Source organism: Streptomyces sp. NPDC050806 (genome assembly GCF_055586425.1).
In genome coordinates, this window is the sequence record NZ_JBVJIF010000004.1 from 706,096 (window position 1) to 723,675 (window position 17,580).

Sequence of the window (17,580 nt, forward strand, 5' to 3'; positions counted from 1 at the left end):
TATTCGGCCATACGTCAGGCACCGCGCGGCGGCCGGAACCGCCCACCGCGCAGGCGTCACCCGACCCGGGGTGATCGCCCGGAAGCCGCTGGATAGCGGCGTACGGATCGGGAAGGATGGCTACCGCCCGCCGGGCCGTCCCGCGTCGGCCCGCCACCGCCGGAAAGGACACCGAGATGCCCCAGCACGCCCCTGACCAGCTCGTCGTCACGCGAGCGACGCCGGAGGACTGGAAGGTCGTCAGCGAGTGGGCGGGCGCCGAGGGCTGGAACCCGGGCCTCTCCGACGCCGCCTGCTTCTTCGCCCAGGACCCCGACGGGTTCTTCATCGGCCGGATCGACGGCGAACCGGTCTCCGCCATCTCGGTCGTCAACTACAGCCCGGACTACGCCTTCCTGGGCTTCTACCTCGTCCGGCCCGACCAGCGCGGCCACGGCCACGGCCTCACCACCTGGAAGACGGCGCTCGCCCACGCCGGCGAGCGGACCGTCGGCCTGGACGGCGTACCGGCCCAGCAGGACAACTACCGCCGCTCCGGCTTCGAACTGGCCTACCGCACCAGCCGGTTCGGCGGCACGGTGCCCGCCGGCGGCCGCCCGGCGCCCGCGGACGTCGTCCCCGCCGAGACCGCCGGGCTCGACGCGCTGCTCGCGTACGACAGCGCCTGCTACCCCGCCGACCGCCCGGAGTTCCTGCGCCACTGGCTCACCGCCGAGGGCCACCGCGCGCTCGCCCGCGTGGTGGACGGCCGGGTGACCGGGTACGGCGTGATCCGCCCGGGTCTCGACGCGCACCGCGTCGGCCCGCTCTTCGCCGACACCGCCGAGGACGCCCGGGTGCTGCTCGACGCGCTCACCGCCGACCTGGGCGGCGCCCCCTTCGCCGTCGACATCCCGGAGACCAACACGGAGGCCGTCGCGCTCGCCGAATCGCTCGGCCTCACGCCGTCCTTCGACACGGCCCGCATGTACACCGGGCCCGTCCGCGACTTCGCCGCGTCCCGGGTCTTCGGCGTGACCAGCCTCGAACTGGGCTGAGGCCGCACGGCCCCGCCCCCCTTGCCCTCCGCCGCGAGAATTGACCATATGTTCGAATACTTCGCCAGGCGAAACGCAAGATCAGTCGATAGCGTGGCAAATCGAACAGACCTCTCGAAGGCACCTCACAGCGGAAGACGGAAGAAGGCACGTCATGGCCGTTCAACCTGAGGGCACTCCCATCTGGCTCGACGCCTCGTTCCCCGACCTGGAGGCGGCGAAGACGTTCTACGGCGACGTCCTGGGGTGGACGTTCGGCGAGAGCGCGGCGGAGCTCGGCAATTACACGCAGGCGTACTCCGACGGCAAGGCGGTCGCCGGCCTCGCCCCCCAGATGCCCGGCCAGGACGACTGGCCGACCGCGTGGTGCCTGTTCTTCGCCTCGGCCGACATCCAGGCCCGCACCGACAAGATCCGTGACCTCGGCGGCCGCGTGGTCATCGACCCCATGGCCGTCCACGACTTCGGGCACATGACGATCGCCGCCGACCCCGGCGGCGTCGTCTTCGGCCTCTGGCAGCCCGGCACCCACCTGGGCTTCGAGAAGCAGGGCGAGCCCGGCTCGTACTGCTGGGCCGAGATCACCACGCGCGACGCGGAGAAGGCGGACGCGTTCTTCCCCGCCCTCTTCTCGTACGGCGTGAAGCGGATGGAGGACGAGGCCATCGACTTCGCCCTCTACGACCTGGGCGGCGACACCACCCTCGGCCGGATGAAGATGACCAGCGACTTCCCCGCCGACCTGCCGTCGCACATCAACCCGTACTTCGCCGTCGAGAACTGCGACGACACGATCGCGAAGATCACCAGGCTCGGCGGCCAGGTGCACTTCGGGCCGCACGACAGCCCGTTCGGCCGCTTCGCCGCGGTCTCGGACCAGCAGGGCGCCGGCTTCTCCGTGATCGACCTGCAGACGACCAAGGGAGAGATGCCGAAGATCTCGTAGCGGGCGTCCCGTCCGGTCGCCCGCCCGCACGGGCTTCGCGTGCCTTCCCGCCTGCCCCTTGCCCCGGGAGCCGTACGTCCGGCTTTCGGGGCAAGGGGCGTCACGCGGTCGTCCGACTCCCGGGACGGGGAGCGTTACGCGGTCGTCCGGTTCTCGGGGCAGGGGCCCTCACTCGGTCGTCCGACTCCCGGGGCAGGGGGCGTTACGCCATCGACCGCAACGCGGCCGTCAGCCGGTCCGTGACCGCCACCGGCTGCTCGATGTTCATCAGGTGCCCGGCGGCCGGGATCTCCTCGTACGTCACGTCGCAGGGCGCCGCCTTCAGCCCGTCCAGCATGATGTCGGCGGCCCGCCGCGGACAGAAGGTGTCCTGCGCGGCGCCGACCACCACCACGGGGCACTCGACGGCGGCGAGCGCCGGGGTGAGCGGACGCTCCCGCAGCCCGGCCATCGCGGCCGCCGCGTTGGCGTAGCCGGCGCCGTCCCCGATCGCGGCCATCCGCCGCGCGGTCACCGCCTCGGCGTCCGCGTCCGTGCCGTACAGCGCGGCCACGGTGTCCGCCCGCATCGCCGCCGCCAGCCGCTGCCGGTCACCGCCCCGCACCAGCGCGATCCGCTCCTCGTAGAACTCCACGGCGGCCTTCCCCACCACCGTGGACGTACCGCACACCACGGCCCCCGTGACCAGCTCGGACGCGGTCGCCGCCGCGGCCAGCACCACCGCGCCGCCCAGCGAGAACCCGACGCACACCGCGGGGCCCGTCACCTCCCGCAGGAAGGCCAGCAGGTCGTCCCGCAACTGCTCAAGGCTGCCCTCGGCGGCCCCCAGCCCGCTCCCGCCGTGCCCCCGCAGGTCGTACGCGTACGTCCGCCACCCGGCCAGCTCCGCCTGCTGCCGCTCCCACGCCCCGCTGTCCTCCCCCAGCCCGTGCACCAGCACCACGGGAGGCCCGTCCCCGGCCACGTGGTACCGCACGTCGATGCCGTTCAACCGGGCGCGGTCGCCGGCCGGTTCCTCCGTCATCGCAAGCCTTCTCTCTCCTCGTCACCACGACTGCAGCAGCTCTCGCTCTGGCCAACTTCCCGCCAGGAGTCAAGAAAATTCACCGGTGCGGAGTGGGGCGACGGAGACATCTCTGGCTGACTGACCGCGGATGCGTGCGGCCCCCTTCGCCCGCAGGTGGACGAAGGGGGCCGCGGCGGGCTTCGGGCGGGCGTCTCAGGAGACGGCGGAAGCGACAGCGGTGGCGGCCGCATCCTCGTCGGCGCCGCGGGGCTCGGGCTCCCCGGCGTCCAGGGAGACGTTCCTGGTCTCCTTGCCGAGCACGAGGGCGATCAGGGTCAGCAGCGCCATCGCGGAGAGGTAGACGCCGACCAGCCACGGCGAGCCGTCGCCAGCCTCCCACAGCGCCACCGCGATGAACGGGGCGACGGCCGCGCCGAGGATCGAGCTGACGTTGTAGGCGATGCCGGAGCCGGTGTAGCGCACGCTGGTCGGGAACAGCTCCGGCAGCAGCGCGCCCATCGGACCGAAGGTCATGCCCATCAGCGTGAAGCCGAGCACCAGCCACAGCACCACGCCCAGCGTGCCCAGGCCGATCAGCGGCACCCACACGAGCCCGAAGACCACGATCGCGGCGGTGATCCAGATCAGGGTGGCGCGGCGGCCGTACTTGTCGGCCAGCGGGCCGGAGATCAGGGTGAACGCGGCGAAGAACAGCACGCCGAAGATCATCATCAGCACGAACGTGGTGTAGCCGTACCCGAGGCCGGGCACGGCGGCGTTCTTCGCGGCACGCCCGTAGCTCAGCGAGAACGTGGTCATCAGGTAGAAGAGCACGTACGTCGCCAGCATGACGAAGGTGCCGAGGATCAGCTGCTTCCAGTGGCTGCGCAAGACCGTGACCAGCGGCAGCTTCCGCACCAGTCCGGCCTCGCGGGTCTTGGCGAAGACCGTCGACTCCACGAGCCGCATCCGCACCCACAGGCCGATCGCGACCATCACGGCGGAGAACAGGAACGGGATGCGCCAGCCCCAGTTCAGGAAGGCCTCGGAGGGCTGGGACGGGTCGGCGCCCGCCGCGGACGGCAGCAGCGCGGCGATGATCAGGAAGAGGCCGTTGCCGATGATGAAACCGAGCGGGGCACCCAGCTGCGGGAAGGTGCCGTACAGGGCGCGCTTGCCGCGGGGAGCGTTCTCGGTGGCGACCAGCGCCGCACCGCTCCACTCACCGCCGAGCGCGAAGCCCTGCGCGATCCGCATCAGCACCAGCAGCGCGGTGGCCACCCAGCCGGCCTGTGCGTACGTGGGCAGGACGCCGATGAGAAAGGTGGCGATGCCCATGGTGAGCAGCGAGACCACCAGCGTCCCCTTGCGGCCGAGCCGGTCGCCGAGGTGCCCGAAGAAGACGGCACCGATCGGGCGCGCGATCATCGCGGCGCCGAACACCGCGAAGGACGACAGCAGTGCCGTCGTCGGGTCGCTGCTCGGGAAGAAGAGCTTGGGGAAGACCAGGACGGCGGCGGTCGCGTAGACGTAGAAGTCGTAGAACTCGATCGTCGTACCGATGAGGCTGGCGATGAGCACGCGGGACCGCGAATTGACGGGTGCCTGGGCGGGGCTGCTGGCTGATGCGGACATGTCTCGGTCTTTCGCGCGAGGGTGGAGAACGGTCACCGGCAGCGCGCGCCGGCGGCCCGACGGCAGCGCGCGTCCCCCTCGCGGAAAAGTCGCACGAACCGCCTGAGCAGCGCGACCATCTCATCTATCTCATTCAACGGTCGGGGGATATCACGATGTGGGACATGAGGAGGGGTGGCAGCACATGCCCGGCTTTTCATTGAGGCGCCCGCCAAAGCACCGAACCCCACCTGTTCGACGGCGAGTTCGAGTTCGAGGGCCTTGCCGGAGAAGGCCCCGCATACAGGAAAAGGCCGTATCGGATGCTCTCCGATACGGCCTCTGCTCTGCGACTCTTCCGAGTCGGGACGACAGGATTTGAACCTGCGACCCCTTGACCCCCAGTCAAGTGCGCTACCAAGCTGCGCCACGTCCCGGTGCCGGGCCGGCTCGGGGGATCCCCGGGCGGCCGTGCACGAGAACAATACCCCATGTCAGAGGGTGCGCGCTGCGGGACGGCCGAAGGGGCGGGGGTGACGCGCGGGTACAGGATGAGTAGGCGTACTCATGTGGCGCGGGTCACGGGGCGCCACGCTACCCCTCATGAGCACACCATCCATTCAGCGTCCGACGACGACGGCCTTCTTCGTGCAGGCCGCACTCTCGTTCGGGCTGTCGCTGGCGGCCCTGGCCATCGGGATCGCCAAGCTGCCCGTAGGGGCTTGGGAGCGGAGCTTCCTCGGGCTCGGGCTCATCTTCGTGGTGTCGTCGGCGTTCACGCTGGCGAAGTGCGTCCGCGACCGGCAGGAGGTCGAGGAGGTGACCAACCGGGTGGACAAGGCCCGGATCGACAAGCTGCTCATCGAGCAGGATGTGTTCAAGCCTGGGGCGTGAGCTCCGGAAGGCCGGCGGAAGGGTCATCCCAAGGAAGAGGGGTCGCCCCAAGGATGAGGGGCACTCTCGGGCGGCGGCCGCTTGACCTCAAGTTTGATTGAGGTTGCACGGTGGTCGCATGACCGAGATGACGACCGATATGGCGAGGGAGCGCGCCGACGCCGGCCCGCTCCCGTACGACCGGTATGACCAACTGCCCTCTCTCATGGGGCTCATGACCGGGGACGAGAAGCACGGGCCCGCCGCCACCTCCACCCTCGACGCGCTGTGGGTGCTGTACGACCGGGTGCTGCGGGTCTCGCCCGGCACCGTCGAGAACCCGGACCGCGACCGCTTCCTGCTGTCCAAAGGGCACGGGCCGATGGCGTACTACGCGGTGCTGGCGGCGAAGGGGTTCTTCCCGGCCGAGTGGCTGCCCGGGTTCGGCTCGTACGACTCGCCGCTCGGGCACCACCCCGACCGGCAGCTCGTACCGGGCGCGGAGATCGGCAGCGGATCGCTCGGGCACGGGCTGCCGCTCGCGGTCGGCACCGCGCTCGGGCTGCGCGCCCAGGGCCGCACCGAACCCGCGGTCTGGGTGCTGATCGGGGACGCCGAACTGGACGAGGGCAGCAACCACGAGGCCATCGCGTACGCCGGGCCCGCCGGGCTGGACCGGCTGCATGTGGTCGTGGTCGACAACGCCTCGGCTTCGTACCCGCTGGACGGCGGGATCGCCGCGCGCTTCGCGGCGGCGGGGTGGTCCGTGCGGACCGTCGACGGCCGCGATCACGACGCGCTGTACGCCGGGTACACCGCACCGCATCCGGGACGGCCGCACGCCGTCGTCGCCCGCGTCGAGCCCAAGGAGGCCTGAGCACATGGACACCATGCGGGAACGCTTCGCCGCGGTCACCTCGCGGCTGCTGGACGAGGATCCGCGGCTGGCCGTCGTACTCGCCGAAATCGGCAGGGACGGCTTCGTCGCGGCAGCGGACCGGCACCCGGACCGGGTGCTGAACGTGGGGATCAGGGAACAGCTGCTGGTCGGGGTGGGCGGCGGACTGGCGCTGACCGGCATACGGCCGATCGTGCACACCTTTGCCAGCTTCCTGGTCGAGCGGCCCTTCGAGCAGGTGAAGCTCGACTTCGGACACCAGGGGGTCGGCGGCGTACTCGTCAGCGCGGGCGGGGCGTACGACTGGCCCGCCGGCGGCTTCACCCATATGTCGCCCGGCGACGTGGCGTTGATGGACACGCTCGACGGGTGGACCGTGCATGTGCCGGGGCATCCGGACGAGGCGGAGGTGCTGCTGCGGCACGCCGCTGCGGCCGGCGACGACAAGGTGTACGTCCGGCTTTCCGTGCAGACCAACGAGGCGTCGCGCCCGGTGGACGGCAGCCGCTTCCTGACGCTGCGCGAGGGGCGCGCGGGGACGGTCGTCGCGGTCGGCCCGATGCTGGACAACGTGCTGGCGGCGACGGAGGGGATGGACGTCACGGTGCTGTACGCGACGACCGTGCGGCCCTTCGACGGCGCGGCGCTGCGGGCCGCCGCCGGCGGGACGGGCGCGGCGGACGTCGTCCTGGTCGAGCCGTACCTGGCGGGCACGTCGTCGGCGGCCGCGGGCGAGGCGCTGCAGGACATCCCGCACCGCGTTCTGGGACTGGGCGTGGGGCGGCGGGAGCTGCGGCGGTACGGCGACATGGCGGCCCACCTGACGGCTCATGGGCTGGATGCGGCGCCGCTGAGGGAGCGGATCGGGGGGTTCTTGGGGGCGGGGTGAGGGCTGGGGGGTTCTTGGGGGCGGGGAGGGGGCGGGGCTCGTGGCCCTGGGCAGGGCCCCTCCCTCTCCCCGAGAAGTGACGTGGCCCCTCCCCCACCGCCGCCACACTCATTTCAAGCTACTGCCCGCCACTGACAACTCGCTTGTCCAGCCAGGCCAGCAGGTCCTGTTGGACCTCGTCGCGGTTGGTCTCGTTGAGGATCTCGTGGCGGGCGTCGGGGTAGGCCGTCCAGGTCAGGTCCTCGGTGCCGAGATAGCGGAAGTCCTCCAGGAGTTCGTAGACCAGGGTCATCCGCTGGTTACAGGGGTCCTGGTCGCCCACAGCGAGGTGGACGGGCAGGTCGCGGGGCGTGCGGGCGAGGTTCGCCGGGTCGTTGACCTTGCGGACGGCGCGTACCCAGTCCAGCGCGAGCCCCGTACAGAAGGGGAAACCGCAGTCGTCGTCGGCGGCGCACGTGTCCACCTCGGCCGCGTCGCGGGAGAGCCATTCGAAGCCGGTGCGGTGCGGGTACGGATCATTGAACGAGCCGAAGAGGCGCGGAATGAAGTCCGAGAGCGCGGTGCGGCCTTGGCGCGCCGCCTCGGCCTCCAGTGCGGCGATCGAGCCCTCGATCTCGGCGCCGGGCAGCGTACGGAAGGTGCCGGAGAGGATCAGCCCGGCCAGCCCGTCGGCGTACTCCTGGGCGTAGTCGCGGGCGAGCATCGAGCCCATGCTGTGGCCGAGCAGCACCAGCGGCACGCCGGGGTGCAGGCCGCGCGCCGTGTCGCCGATGGCCTTGAGGTCGTCGACGGTGCGGCGCCAGGCATCCTCGCCGACGACGCCGCGGCCGCCGGTGGACGCGGCAGTGGCGCCGTGTCCGCGGTGGTCGGAGGCGAGGACGCCGTATCCGTGCGCGGTCAGGAAGCGGGCGAAGCGGTCGTAGCGGCGGGCGTGTTCGGCGGCGCCGTGCGCGATCTGTACGAGGGCGCGCGGGTGGCCCGTCCCGGGGAGCCAGGTGTAGGTGGCCACTCGGGTGCCGTCGGGCGCCTCGTGGAAGTCCTGCTGCATGGGCGTCGTCTCCTCACTGTTGACGCGGGCGGCGCGGGGCGGACCAGGCCACCTTCTCGCCCGTGAACCAGGCCACTTTCTCGTCCGGGGGCGGGACGCGCCAAGAGGTGACGTGACGAGGTGTTGACCTTCGCTGTCCGGAGCGTGACAAGATCGGCGGGTTCCTGGCTGGTTGTGCACCACACGTATCCCCTGTCATAGGAGGACCGTTGGACACCACGGACAGTTTCCCGGACGCCGACGCCGGCGCCGTTCCCTCTCCCCTTTCCCGCCGCGGCTTTCTTCAGGGCACCGCCACCGCGGCGGCCGCAGTGGGGCTCGCCGGGCTCCCGGCCCCCGCCTCCGCGGCACCCGCCACCACCGCTCCGGCCGCCGCGACCCGCGCCACCACCCTCTCCTTCACCGCCGCCACCAACGGCGCCGCCACCCTCGCCCCCGACGGGGAGCGGCTGATCGCCGAGGTCCAGAACGTGCTGTGGTCGGTGCCGCGCTCGGGCGGTACGGCGACGGCGCTCACCCCGCCGCTCCTGGAGCCGACGAGGCCGGTCTTCGCGCCGGACGGCTCGCGGCTGGCGGTCTGCGGCTATCAGGGCGGTCAGTTCCACATCTGGACGCTCGCCCCGGACGGCTCGGGGCTGCGGCAGGTCACCGACGGGCCGTGGGACGACCGGGGGCCCGCCTGGTCGCCGGACGGCACCCGGCTCGCGTTCGCCTCGGAGCGCGGCGGCGACCCGGTGGCGGGCAGCCCGTACCGGATCTGGGTGCTGGAGCTCGCGAGCGGCAAGCTGACGCAGGTCACGGGCGTGCCGGGCCAGGACGGGCCGCATCAGGACGGCGCATGGGAGGACTTCGACCCGGTGTGGGCGCCGGACGGCGCGCGCGTCTGGTTCGTGCGCGGCCGGCCGGCGGGCACCGCGCTGGAGTCCCGTACGGTCGCCTCGGTGCCGGCGGACGGCGGCGGGGCGGTGGTCACCGAGCACACCGAGAAGGCGGCCGCGCAGGTCATGGTTCCGGCGCTGTCGCCTGCCGGGCGGCTGGCCTACGTGCGGACGACTCCGGCGCCGGGGCCCACCTGCACGCTGGTCGTGGACGGCGCCGCGGTGGCGGTGGACGGCGATGTGATGCCGGTGCCGCCGCGCTGGATCTCCCGCGAGGAGCTGCTGGTGACGGTGGGCGGGCAGTTCACGGTCGTCCGGCCGGAGCGTCCGGATGCCGCGGAGACCATTCCGTTCGCCGCGCGGATGCCGGTGGAGCGGCCGCGGTACCGGGTCAAGGACTACGGCTTCGAGCGGGACGGCACGCGCCCGGTGCGGGGTGTGCATCTGCCCGCGCTCTCCCCCGACGGCCGCCGGGTCGCGTTCGCCGCGCTCAACGGGCTGTGGGTGGCGTCCGTCTCGGGCGGCGCGCCGCGGCGGCTGGTGCGGACGGCGCCGACGCGTTATCTCCTGGCGCCGTCGTGGACGCGGGACGGCCGGGCGCTGGTGTACGCGGACGACCGGGACGGGCTGTACGCGGTGCGGCGGCGGGACGTGGCGACCGGTGCGGAGCGGGTGCTCGCGGAGGGCGGCCGGGTGCATCCGGCGCTCTCGCCCGACGGGCGGTGGCTGGCCGCGCTGGACATGTCGGGGAATCTCGTGGTGCGGGACCTGGCGGCCGGTACGGAGCGGAAGCTCGCGGCGCCGCTGGGCGGGGGCGGGCTGCCGGGGCGGCCGAGCTGGTCGCCGGACGGCCGGTATCTCGCGCTGTGCGACCGGAACCGGCTCAACCAGCGGTTCCGTGAGGGCTACAACCTCATCCGGGTGGTGGACGCCGAGTCGGGCGCGAGCCGGCTGCACGCGCCGGACGCGCACGTCTCGATCTCCGACCGGTACGACTCCGGCCCTGTCTGGTCGCCGGACGGGCAGTGGCTGGCGGTGGTCGCGGAGTCGGCGCTGTGGCTGCTGCCGGTGCGCGCCGACGGGACGCCGGACGGTGCGCCGCGGCAGCTGACGGAGGAGCCGGCGGACCATCCGTCCTGGTCGGGTGATTCCCGTACGCTGCTCTACCTTTCGGCGGGGCGGCTGCGGACGGTGCCGGCGGCGGGCGGGGCGCCGCGTACGGTGCCGTTGCGGTTGGACCACCGGCGGGCGCGGACGGCGGACACGGTGGTGCATGCGGGGCGGTTCTGGGACGGGACGGGCGAGCGGGTCCGGGACGACGTGGACGTGGTGATCCGGAACGGGCGGATCGCGGCGGTCGCGCCGCACCGTGCCGGGCGCCGGGCCGCGCGGCGGGTGGACGCTTCGGAGCGGACGGTGATCCCGGGGCTGTGGGACTCGCACACGCATCCCTGGCAGCTGACGTACGGCGGGCGGCAGACGGCGTTGCAGCTGGCGTACGGGATCACCACTGCCGTGTCGTTCGGTGGTTTCTCGTACGAGCAGGCGCGGCTGCGGGAGGCGGTGGCCGCGGGGGTGCTGGCCGGTCCGCGGCTGCTGAGCTGCGGGGAGCTGCTGGACGGGGCGCGGGTGGCGTACAGCATGGGGCGGGCGCACCGGACGCGCGAGGGGCTGCGCCGGTCGTTGGCCCGTGGTGCGGCGCTGGACTGGGACTTCGTGAAGACGTATGTGCGGGCGCCGGGCTGGGTCATGCGGGAGGCGGCGGAGTTCGCGCACGAGCGGCTGGGGGTGCGGTCGGGGAGCCATCTGCTGACGCCGGGGGTGCAGCTGGGCCAGGATCTGACGACCCATCTGCAGGCGACGCAGCGGCTGGAGTTCGGGCGTGCGGTGTCGGCGACGTCGCGTACGTACGGCGATGTGGCGGAGGTGTACACGGCGACGAATTTCCATCTCGTGGCGACGCCCTTCACGTCGGGCGTGCTGATCGGCGCCGATCCCGGGCTGGCCGACGACCCGCGGGTGACGGCGCTGATGCCGCCGTGGGACGTGGCGCTGGTGCGGGAGGACGCGGGGCACCGGCCGACGGAGGCGGAGCTGGCGGATCTCGCGCGGGAGACGGCGTTCTACCGGCGGGTGCTGGGCGAGGGCGGGCTGGTGGCGCTGGGTACGGATGCGCCGCTGATGCCGATCGGGCTGTCGTTGCATCTGGCGTTGCGGGCGCTGCACCGGGCGGGGCTGTCGGTGGCGGAGACGTTGCGTACGGCGACGGCGCTGCCGGCGCGGGTGTTCGGGGCGGAGCGGGATCTGGGGACGCTGGAGGAGGGCAAGGTCGCGGATCTGGCGCTGGTGGACGGTGATCCGTTCCGTGACTTCGACGCGCTGGTGCGGACGTCGGGGGTGCTGCGCGGCGGGCGGCTGTACGAACAGGGCGATCTGGTGGGCGCGTTCGAGGGTCGGGGGCAGGCTGCGGCGCGGGCGGCCGGCGCGGAGGACTGGGCGGCGGTGGGCCGGCAGCTGCGCCGGGACTCCTGCTGCGACCCCGGCCACTAGCCCTACGAGGGGGAGGCGTCGGGTGGCGCGGGGCGGGCGTGCGTGTGCTACGGCACCGGCAGGCCGCGCCCCGCGCCGTCCTGCGCTGGTGCGGTGCGCCGTGGAGGGGTGCTCTACGTGCGTGCGCTACGCACTCCTCCGGTGACGCGACCCCGTCGAAATTCGGTCATGCGTACCCACGTAGCGAGCAACTCTGATCACTCCTGCCTCAGTTCTGCGTTTTCGCATGTGGGAGCCCCACGGGGTGGTGAAGGATCAATGCGCACTCCGATGTCTTCGCATAAATGCGATGAGTAGAGGTTTTATGCGCCCTGCGCCAGGTATGCCAACGGGTATTGCACTCGGGGTAACCAAAGAACAACTGTCCGGATCCGATCGAGGAATGATGCATACCGGATGAACGAATTCCACTAGCGCGGACGCATTACGGAGGAGGGCTCGTCTTGCATCGCTACTTCACGGACCAGCGGCATGAGGCACTCCGGCACAGGGTGCGCGACTTCGCAGAGCGCGAAGTCCGGCCCCGCATAGCCGAGATGGAGGCCGGCCGCACCGTCAGCCACGCCCTGTCGCGCCGGATCGCCCGCCAGGGGTGGATCGGCGCCACCGTGGCCCGCGGCTACGGCGGCATGGGGGCGGGGCACCTGGCAAAGACGGTGATAATCGAGGAGCTCTCCCGGGTCAGCGCCGCCATGGGCGCGATGGTGCAGGCCTCCCAGCTCGGCGTCGCGAAGATCATCCACTTCGGCAGCGAGGAGCAGAAGAAGACCTGGCTGCCGGCCATCGCCGCGGGCGAGTGCCTCCCGACCATCGCGGTCACCGAACCCCACTCCGGCGGCCACGTCCTCGGCATGACCAGCAGCGCGGTCCGGGACGGCGACGACTACGTCCTCAACGGCAGCAAGATCTACGTCGGCAACAGCCACGTCGGCGATCTGCACGGTGTGGTCGTCCGTACCGGCGAGGGCTCGCAGGGCCTCTCGGCCTTCCTCGTGGAGCACGACCGCCCCGGCTTCCGGGTCGGCCCCGAGACCACCACCATGGGCCTGCACGGCTTCAGCTTCGGCGAGCTGTTCTTCGAGAACTGCCGCGTCCCGGCGGCCAATCTCCTCGGCCGGGAGGGCGACGGGCTGTCCGTCGCGTACTCCTCCAGCGTGCTGTACGGCCGCCCGAACCTCACCGCCGTCTCCCTCGGCATCCACCAGGCGGTCCTGGAGGAGACCGCGCGCTTCTGCGCGGAACGGCAGCGCTACGGCAAGCCGCTCGGGGCGCTGACCAACATCAAGATCAAACTGGGCCGGATCCAGTCCCGGCTGCTGACCGCCCGGCTCGCCGCCTACCACGCGGTGCACCTGCTGGACCGGGGCGAGAGCTGCGACGCCGAGCTGATGAACGCCAAGCTCGTCAACGTCGAGTCGGCGATCGAGTCGGCGCGCGACGCGATGGACATCCACGCCGCGTGCGGGCTGTTCACCGACCGGCCGGTGGAGCGCTATCTGCGGGACGCGCACCACATCTTCGCGCCGGCCGGCACCTCCGACATCCAGCTGCTGCGCCTGGGCGAGCTGGCGCTGGGCTCGGCGCGCGGCGAGTGGTCCAGCCGGCTGGCGGACCGGGTCCGCACGACGGAGCACGTGCCCCAGCAGTACGACCCCCACCAGGCCTACGCGGGAGTGGGCTGCTGACCGGGGGAATCGACGTCATGGCGGCTTACCGCGGGAGAGCCGCACACAACGGCCCGGTGGGGCCCCGCTGTCCGGCAGCGGGGCCCCACCGGGCCGTTCCTCCGTACCGCGGGCGGCGGCTCACAGCCCCTCCGTGTGCTCCCGCTCCATCAGGTGGATCTGGTCCACCAGCCGGGCCGCCATCGACTTGATGGTCTCCAGGCCCTCGCGGCCCCACGGGCGCGGTTCGAGGTCCACCACGCAGACCGTGCCGAGCGCCATGCCCGTACGGTCGATCAGCGGCGCGCCGAGGTAGGAGCGGATGCCGATCTCGTCGACGACCGGGTTGCCGGCGAACCGCGGGTAGTCGCAGACGTCCTCCAGGACCAGCGCCTTGCGGCGAACGATGACGTGCGGGCAGTAGCCGTGGTCACGGGCCATCACCCGGCCCGGCTGTGCGCTGGCGGGCGCGGGTCCCAGCTCGACGGGGGCCTGCTCCTCGGCCGGGGTGTACAGCCCCGCGAAGTACTGCCGGTGCTCGTCGATGAAGTTGACCATGGCGTACGGCGCCTGCGTGGTCCGGGCGAGATTGCGCGCGAAGTCGTCGAAGGCGGGCAGCGGCGCCTCACCGATGCCGAGCGTACGCAGCCGGGCGACGCGGGCCGGCGCCTCGTCGTCGTCCGGTGTCAGCAGCAGGTGCCGGGTGGGGTCGTAGGTGGCGGCGGACAGGTGGGACGCGGGGCGGGTCATGGCAGCTCCGAGGCGAATGCGGGGGTCAGTAGGTGCTGGACGAGGGCGACCAGGACGTTGGTCGCGGAACTGCAGTGCCGGGCGTCGCACAGCACGACCGGGGTGCTGGGTGAGAGGTCTATGGCGGCACGCACCTCGTCCGGCTCGTAGTGGAAGGAGCCGTCGAACTGGTTGACCGCGACGATGAATTCGATGCCGCGGCGCTCGAAGAAGTCGACGGCGGAGAAGCAGTGTTCGAGGCGCCGGGTGTCGGCGAGGACGACGGCGCCGAGCGCGCCGGCCGACAGCTCGTCCCACATGAACCAGAAACGTTCCTGGCCGGGTGTGCCGAAGAGGTACAGCACATGGTCGGTGCTGACGGTGATGCGCCCGAAGTCCATCGCGACGGTGGTGGTGGTCTTGTCCTCGACCCCGTCGAGGCAGTCGGTGCCGATGCTGACCTGGGTGAGGAGTTCCTCCGTGCACAGCGGTTCGATCTCGCTGACGGCGCCGACGAAGGTGGTCTTGCCGACCCCGAAGCCGCCCGCGACGAGGATCTTCAGGGCGGAGGGAAAAGAGGCGCCCTCGGACGCGGCGTCCGGAGCATACGGTTCACAAGTACGGGGGGTTTCAAAGACGCTGTCGGAGTCCATTCAGCACCGCCTCCAGGAGAGCTCGATCGGTATGGGGCGACGGGCCGTTCGGATCCTGCACGGGGGCCCGGGCGGTGAGGGCTCCGCAGTCGACGAGATCCGCGAGGAGCACCTTGGTGACCACCGCCGGCAGGCGTATGTGTGCGGCGACCTCGGCCACGGAGACCGGGCCGCCGCACAGTCCGAGGACCTGCATGTGATCCGGGCCCTGACACGTCACCGGACGTTTGCCGGTGGCCATCACCATCGTCAGCAGATCGAACTGGGCGGTGGGGCGGGTCCGTCCGTTGCTGACGGTGTACGGACGGACCAGGCGGCCGGCCTCGTCGTCGAGCCACAGCGGCTCCGACCCGTGCCGTCGCCGGCGACGTACCGCCATGTTCAGCGCCCGCCCGCCCGTGCCTGGTGTCGCGCGGGCGTGGCGAGGTAGGGCCGTACGCTCTTTACCAGCATGCCCATCTCGTAGCCGAGCACGGCGACATCGGCCTCGCGGCCCGCGAGGACTGCGAGGTTGGCGCCGGATCCGGCGGTGGACACGAAGAGCAGGGTGGACTCCAGCTCGACGACGACCTGGAGGACGTCGTCGCCGTCGCCGAAGCGGACGCCCGCGCTGCGGGCGAGGCTGTACAGGCCGGAGGCGAGCGCGGCCATGTGGTCGGCGCTGTCCGGCTCGAAGCCGTGTGCCGCCTTGACCAGGCCGTCGGAGGAGAGCAGCAGGGCGCTTCTGGCGTGGGGGACGCGCTGGACGAGTCCGGTCAGCAGCCAGGACAGGTCCGTCGTTGGCCGGCCGCCGTGCCGCTGGGGCTGTACGTGAAGGTCACTCACCATGGTTCTGGTCGTCTCCTCGTGGGCGGCTCACGGCCGTTCCGTTGCCGGTCTGGTCGTACGGGGCGCTGCTGCCGTACGCGGGGGCGGGGTGGTGGTCGGTGCCCGGGGCAGCGGCCGCGTCGTAGGCGTCGTCGGCGAGGCTGATGCCGCGCCGGAAGGCTGCCATCAGGCCGGGGTCGTGCTCGGGCTCGGGGCGCCCGGGCGTACGGACGCCGCCGGGCGGGGTGGGGTCGCGCAGCTCGGGGACGAGGTGTTCCTGCTTGCGGCGGCGGGGCAGGTTCGGCCGGTCGCCGGTGGTGGCGGGCGGGGCCGGGGGGAGTAGGACGGGGCCGGGATCCGGGGCCGCGGCGGCGGTGGGAGCGTCCGCCGCCGCGGCCCGGCCGCTGCCCGGGTCACGCGTCTCGGCGCGTGCGGCATCCCGGCGCGGGTCGGTGGGCTCCACGGGCGCGCCGGCCGTGCCGCGGGGCGCTGCGGCGACGGGCTGCGGTGCCGGGGCGGGGCGGTGGGCCGGCGGGGCCGGGACGGGGCGGCCGGCGCGTGGCGGCGGGGGCGGCAGGATGCCGGTGCCGAGGTCCGTATGGCCGTTGGCGGTGCGCGCGACGCCGCGGTGCCGCTCGCGCGCCTCGGCGGGGGCGACGGCGGGCGGGGCGGGGGCGGCCGGCCGGTCGGCCTCTTCGGCGGGCTCGTCGCCGAGGAGGCCCTGCGGCAGGATGAGGACGGCCTGGACGCCGCCGTAGATGTTGCTCTGGAGCCGGACGACGATGCCGTGCCGGCGGGCCAGGGAGGAGACCACGAAGAGGCCGATGCGGCCGTCGTTGAGGAGTTCGGCGACGTCGACGTGGTCGGGGTCGGCGAGCAGCGCGTTCATCCGGTCCTGCTCCTCCAGGTCCATGCCCAGGCCGCGGTCCTCGACCTCGACGGCGAGACCGGCGGTGACCAGCTGGGCGCGGAGCAGGATGTGGGTGTGCGGCGCGGAGAAGACGGTGGCGTTCTCGACCAGCTCGGCGAGGAGGTGGATGACGTCGGCGACGGCGTGGCCGCGCAGGGTGCCCTCGATGGGCGGTACGAGCTTGACGCGCGGGTACTGCTCGACCTCGGCGATGGAGGACCGCATGACCTCGGTCATGGTGACCGGGCGGCTCCACTGGCGGCGGGAGATGGCGCCGCCGAGTACGGCGAGGTTCTCGGCGTGGCGGCGGATGCGGGTGGCGAGGTGGTCCACGTGGAAGAGCCCCTTGAGCAGGTCCGGGTCCTCGACCCGGTTCTCCAGCTCGTCGAGCAGTTCGATCTCGCGGTGGACCAGGGACTGGAGGCGCCGGGCGAGGTTCACGAAGACCTCGACCTTCTGTTCGCTGCCGCTGGCGTTGCCGCGGGCGACGGCCACCGCGTCGATGACGGCGGTCTCGGCGGCGCGGCCGGCGGCGGAGACGTCGTGGAGGAGGAGGTCCAGGGTGTCGCCGGCGGGGCGGGGCAGCGGTTCGGGGGCGCGCTGCTGGAGCCACTCCCCCTGGCGTACGCGGTGCACGAGGGCGTACAGGTCGGACTGGCTGCGGGCGCACACCTCGCGGAGGCGCGCGTAGCGCTGGACGGTGGCGCGGGCCTCGGCGGTGGCGGCGGCGCAGGCGACGGCGGTGACGCCGCACACCAGGGCGAAGCCGCAGCCGAGGACGATCCATGCGACGCCACTCAGCGGCTGTCCGCCGGACCGGGCGACGAACGCGGTCACGGCGGAGCAGGTGGCGGCGACGAGCAGGCAGGGCACCGCCGCGAGACGGACGAGGCGGACACGTATGACGGAGTCGGCGGCCGTCTCGCGCAGGGGTACGCGGCTGTGCCGGGCGCCTTCGCGGTCCCGCCGCCGCCCGGGCAGCGGTGCGGGAACCATTCCCCCCGTCCCCCGGGTCCCGTGGGATGCGGGGTTCTCCTGGGACACGTCGGTCCCCGTCCCCTGGGGAAATGCAGCAGGC

At 72.5% G+C, this 17,580-nt stretch carries 15 protein-coding genes and 1 tRNA gene; 7 read left to right on the forward strand and 9 right to left on the reverse strand.

The window, feature by feature from the left end:
* Nucleotides 1-176 precede the first annotated feature (176 nt).
* Both ACZ6WH_RS15935 and ACZ6WH_RS15940 read left to right on the forward strand, forming a co-directional pair.
* Nucleotides 177-1,037, forward strand: coding sequence for a GNAT family N-acetyltransferase (locus ACZ6WH_RS15935; protein WP_469728905.1), 861 nt, complete (start codon nucleotides 177-179; stop codon nucleotides 1,035-1,037).
* Nucleotides 1,038-1,191: 154 nt separating this feature from the next.
* The gene (locus tag ACZ6WH_RS15940) at nucleotides 1,192-1,983 is read left to right on the forward strand and encodes a VOC family protein (protein WP_469728908.1); all 792 of its coding nucleotides are present in this window, start codon (nucleotides 1,192-1,194) and stop codon (nucleotides 1,981-1,983) included.
* Between the two features lie 202 nt (nucleotides 1,984-2,185).
* On the opposite strand, the gene ACZ6WH_RS15945 is transcribed toward ACZ6WH_RS15940, so the two are convergent.
* The 3 genes from ACZ6WH_RS15945 to ACZ6WH_RS15955 all read right to left on the reverse strand — a co-directional run bounded on the left by ACZ6WH_RS15945 (nucleotide 2,186) and on the right by ACZ6WH_RS15955 (nucleotide 5,040).
* The gene (locus ACZ6WH_RS15945) at nucleotides 2,186-3,007 is read right to left on the reverse strand and encodes an alpha/beta fold hydrolase (protein ID WP_469728910.1); all 822 of its coding nucleotides are present in this window, start codon (nucleotides 3,005-3,007) and stop codon (nucleotides 2,186-2,188) included.
* A gap of 195 nt (nucleotides 3,008-3,202) precedes the next feature.
* On the reverse strand, nucleotides 3,203-4,624 hold the full coding sequence (locus ACZ6WH_RS15950; protein ID WP_469728912.1) for an MFS transporter: 1,422 nt from the start codon (nucleotides 4,622-4,624) through the stop codon (nucleotides 3,203-3,205).
* Between the two features lie 342 nt (nucleotides 4,625-4,966).
* A tRNA-Pro gene (locus ACZ6WH_RS15955) sits at nucleotides 4,967-5,040 on the reverse strand.
* Between the two features lie 166 nt (nucleotides 5,041-5,206).
* On the opposite strand from ACZ6WH_RS15955, the gene ACZ6WH_RS15960 reads away from it, so the two are divergent.
* The 3 genes from ACZ6WH_RS15960 to ACZ6WH_RS15970 all read left to right on the forward strand — a co-directional run bounded on the left by ACZ6WH_RS15960 (nucleotide 5,207) and on the right by ACZ6WH_RS15970 (nucleotide 7,263).
* Nucleotides 5,207-5,497, forward strand: a complete 291-nt coding sequence (locus tag ACZ6WH_RS15960; protein WP_469728914.1) for a YiaA/YiaB family inner membrane protein — start codon at nucleotides 5,207-5,209, stop codon at nucleotides 5,495-5,497.
* Nucleotides 5,498-5,636: 139 nt separating this feature from the next.
* Nucleotides 5,637-6,353 (forward strand): transketolase, encoded by a 717-nt coding sequence (locus ACZ6WH_RS15965; protein ID WP_469728979.1) that lies wholly within the window; start codon nucleotides 5,637-5,639, stop codon nucleotides 6,351-6,353.
* Nucleotides 6,354-6,357: 4 nt separating this feature from the next.
* Nucleotides 6,358-7,263, forward strand: a complete 906-nt coding sequence (locus ACZ6WH_RS15970) for a transketolase family protein (protein ID WP_469728916.1) — start codon at nucleotides 6,358-6,360, stop codon at nucleotides 7,261-7,263.
* Nucleotides 7,264-7,381: 118 nt separating this feature from the next.
* On the opposite strand, the gene ACZ6WH_RS15975 is transcribed toward ACZ6WH_RS15970, so the two are convergent.
* Nucleotides 7,382-8,311, reverse strand: coding sequence for an alpha/beta fold hydrolase (locus tag ACZ6WH_RS15975; protein ID WP_469728918.1), 930 nt, complete (start codon nucleotides 8,309-8,311; stop codon nucleotides 7,382-7,384).
* A 209-nt stretch (nucleotides 8,312-8,520) separates the two neighbouring features.
* Between ACZ6WH_RS15975 and ACZ6WH_RS15980 the strand changes: the two genes are divergently transcribed.
* Together ACZ6WH_RS15980 and ACZ6WH_RS15985 are read left to right on the forward strand one after the other, a co-directional pair.
* Nucleotides 8,521-11,739, forward strand: coding sequence for an amidohydrolase family protein (locus ACZ6WH_RS15980; RefSeq protein ID WP_469728920.1), 3,219 nt, complete (start codon nucleotides 8,521-8,523; stop codon nucleotides 11,737-11,739).
* Nucleotides 11,740-12,182: 443 nt separating this feature from the next.
* Nucleotides 12,183-13,424 (forward strand): acyl-CoA dehydrogenase family protein, encoded by a 1,242-nt coding sequence (locus tag ACZ6WH_RS15985; RefSeq protein ID WP_469728922.1) that lies wholly within the window; start codon nucleotides 12,183-12,185, stop codon nucleotides 13,422-13,424.
* 120 nt (nucleotides 13,425-13,544) lie between these two features.
* Here ACZ6WH_RS15985 and ACZ6WH_RS15990 read toward each other — a convergent pair whose 3' ends face one another.
* From ACZ6WH_RS15990 to ACZ6WH_RS16010, 5 genes are read right to left on the reverse strand one after another with little or no spacing between them, the layout of a single operon-like run.
* Nucleotides 13,545-14,153, reverse strand: a complete 609-nt coding sequence (locus tag ACZ6WH_RS15990; RefSeq protein WP_432860709.1) for a GAF domain-containing protein — start codon at nucleotides 14,151-14,153, stop codon at nucleotides 13,545-13,547.
* A complete protein-coding gene (locus ACZ6WH_RS15995) occupies nucleotides 14,150-14,785 on the reverse strand; it encodes a GTP-binding protein (protein ID WP_432860707.1) in 636 nt (211 codons plus the stop codon). The genes ACZ6WH_RS15990 and ACZ6WH_RS15995 overlap by 4 nt, the downstream gene beginning before the upstream one ends.
* Nucleotides 14,763-15,164, reverse strand: a complete 402-nt coding sequence (locus tag ACZ6WH_RS16000) for a DUF742 domain-containing protein (protein WP_361561262.1) — start codon at nucleotides 15,162-15,164, stop codon at nucleotides 14,763-14,765. Before ACZ6WH_RS16000 ends, ACZ6WH_RS15995 begins: the two co-directional genes overlap by 23 nt.
* 2 nt (nucleotides 15,165-15,166) lie before the next feature.
* The gene (locus ACZ6WH_RS16005; RefSeq protein ID WP_432860705.1) at nucleotides 15,167-15,613 is read right to left on the reverse strand and encodes a roadblock/LC7 domain-containing protein; all 447 of its coding nucleotides are present in this window, start codon (nucleotides 15,611-15,613) and stop codon (nucleotides 15,167-15,169) included.
* On the reverse strand, nucleotides 15,603-17,498 hold the full coding sequence (locus ACZ6WH_RS16010; protein WP_469728925.1) for a sensor histidine kinase: 1,896 nt from the start codon (nucleotides 17,496-17,498) through the stop codon (nucleotides 15,603-15,605). The genes ACZ6WH_RS16005 and ACZ6WH_RS16010 overlap by 11 nt, the downstream gene beginning before the upstream one ends.
* Between the last annotated feature and the right edge of the window lie 82 nt (nucleotides 17,499-17,580).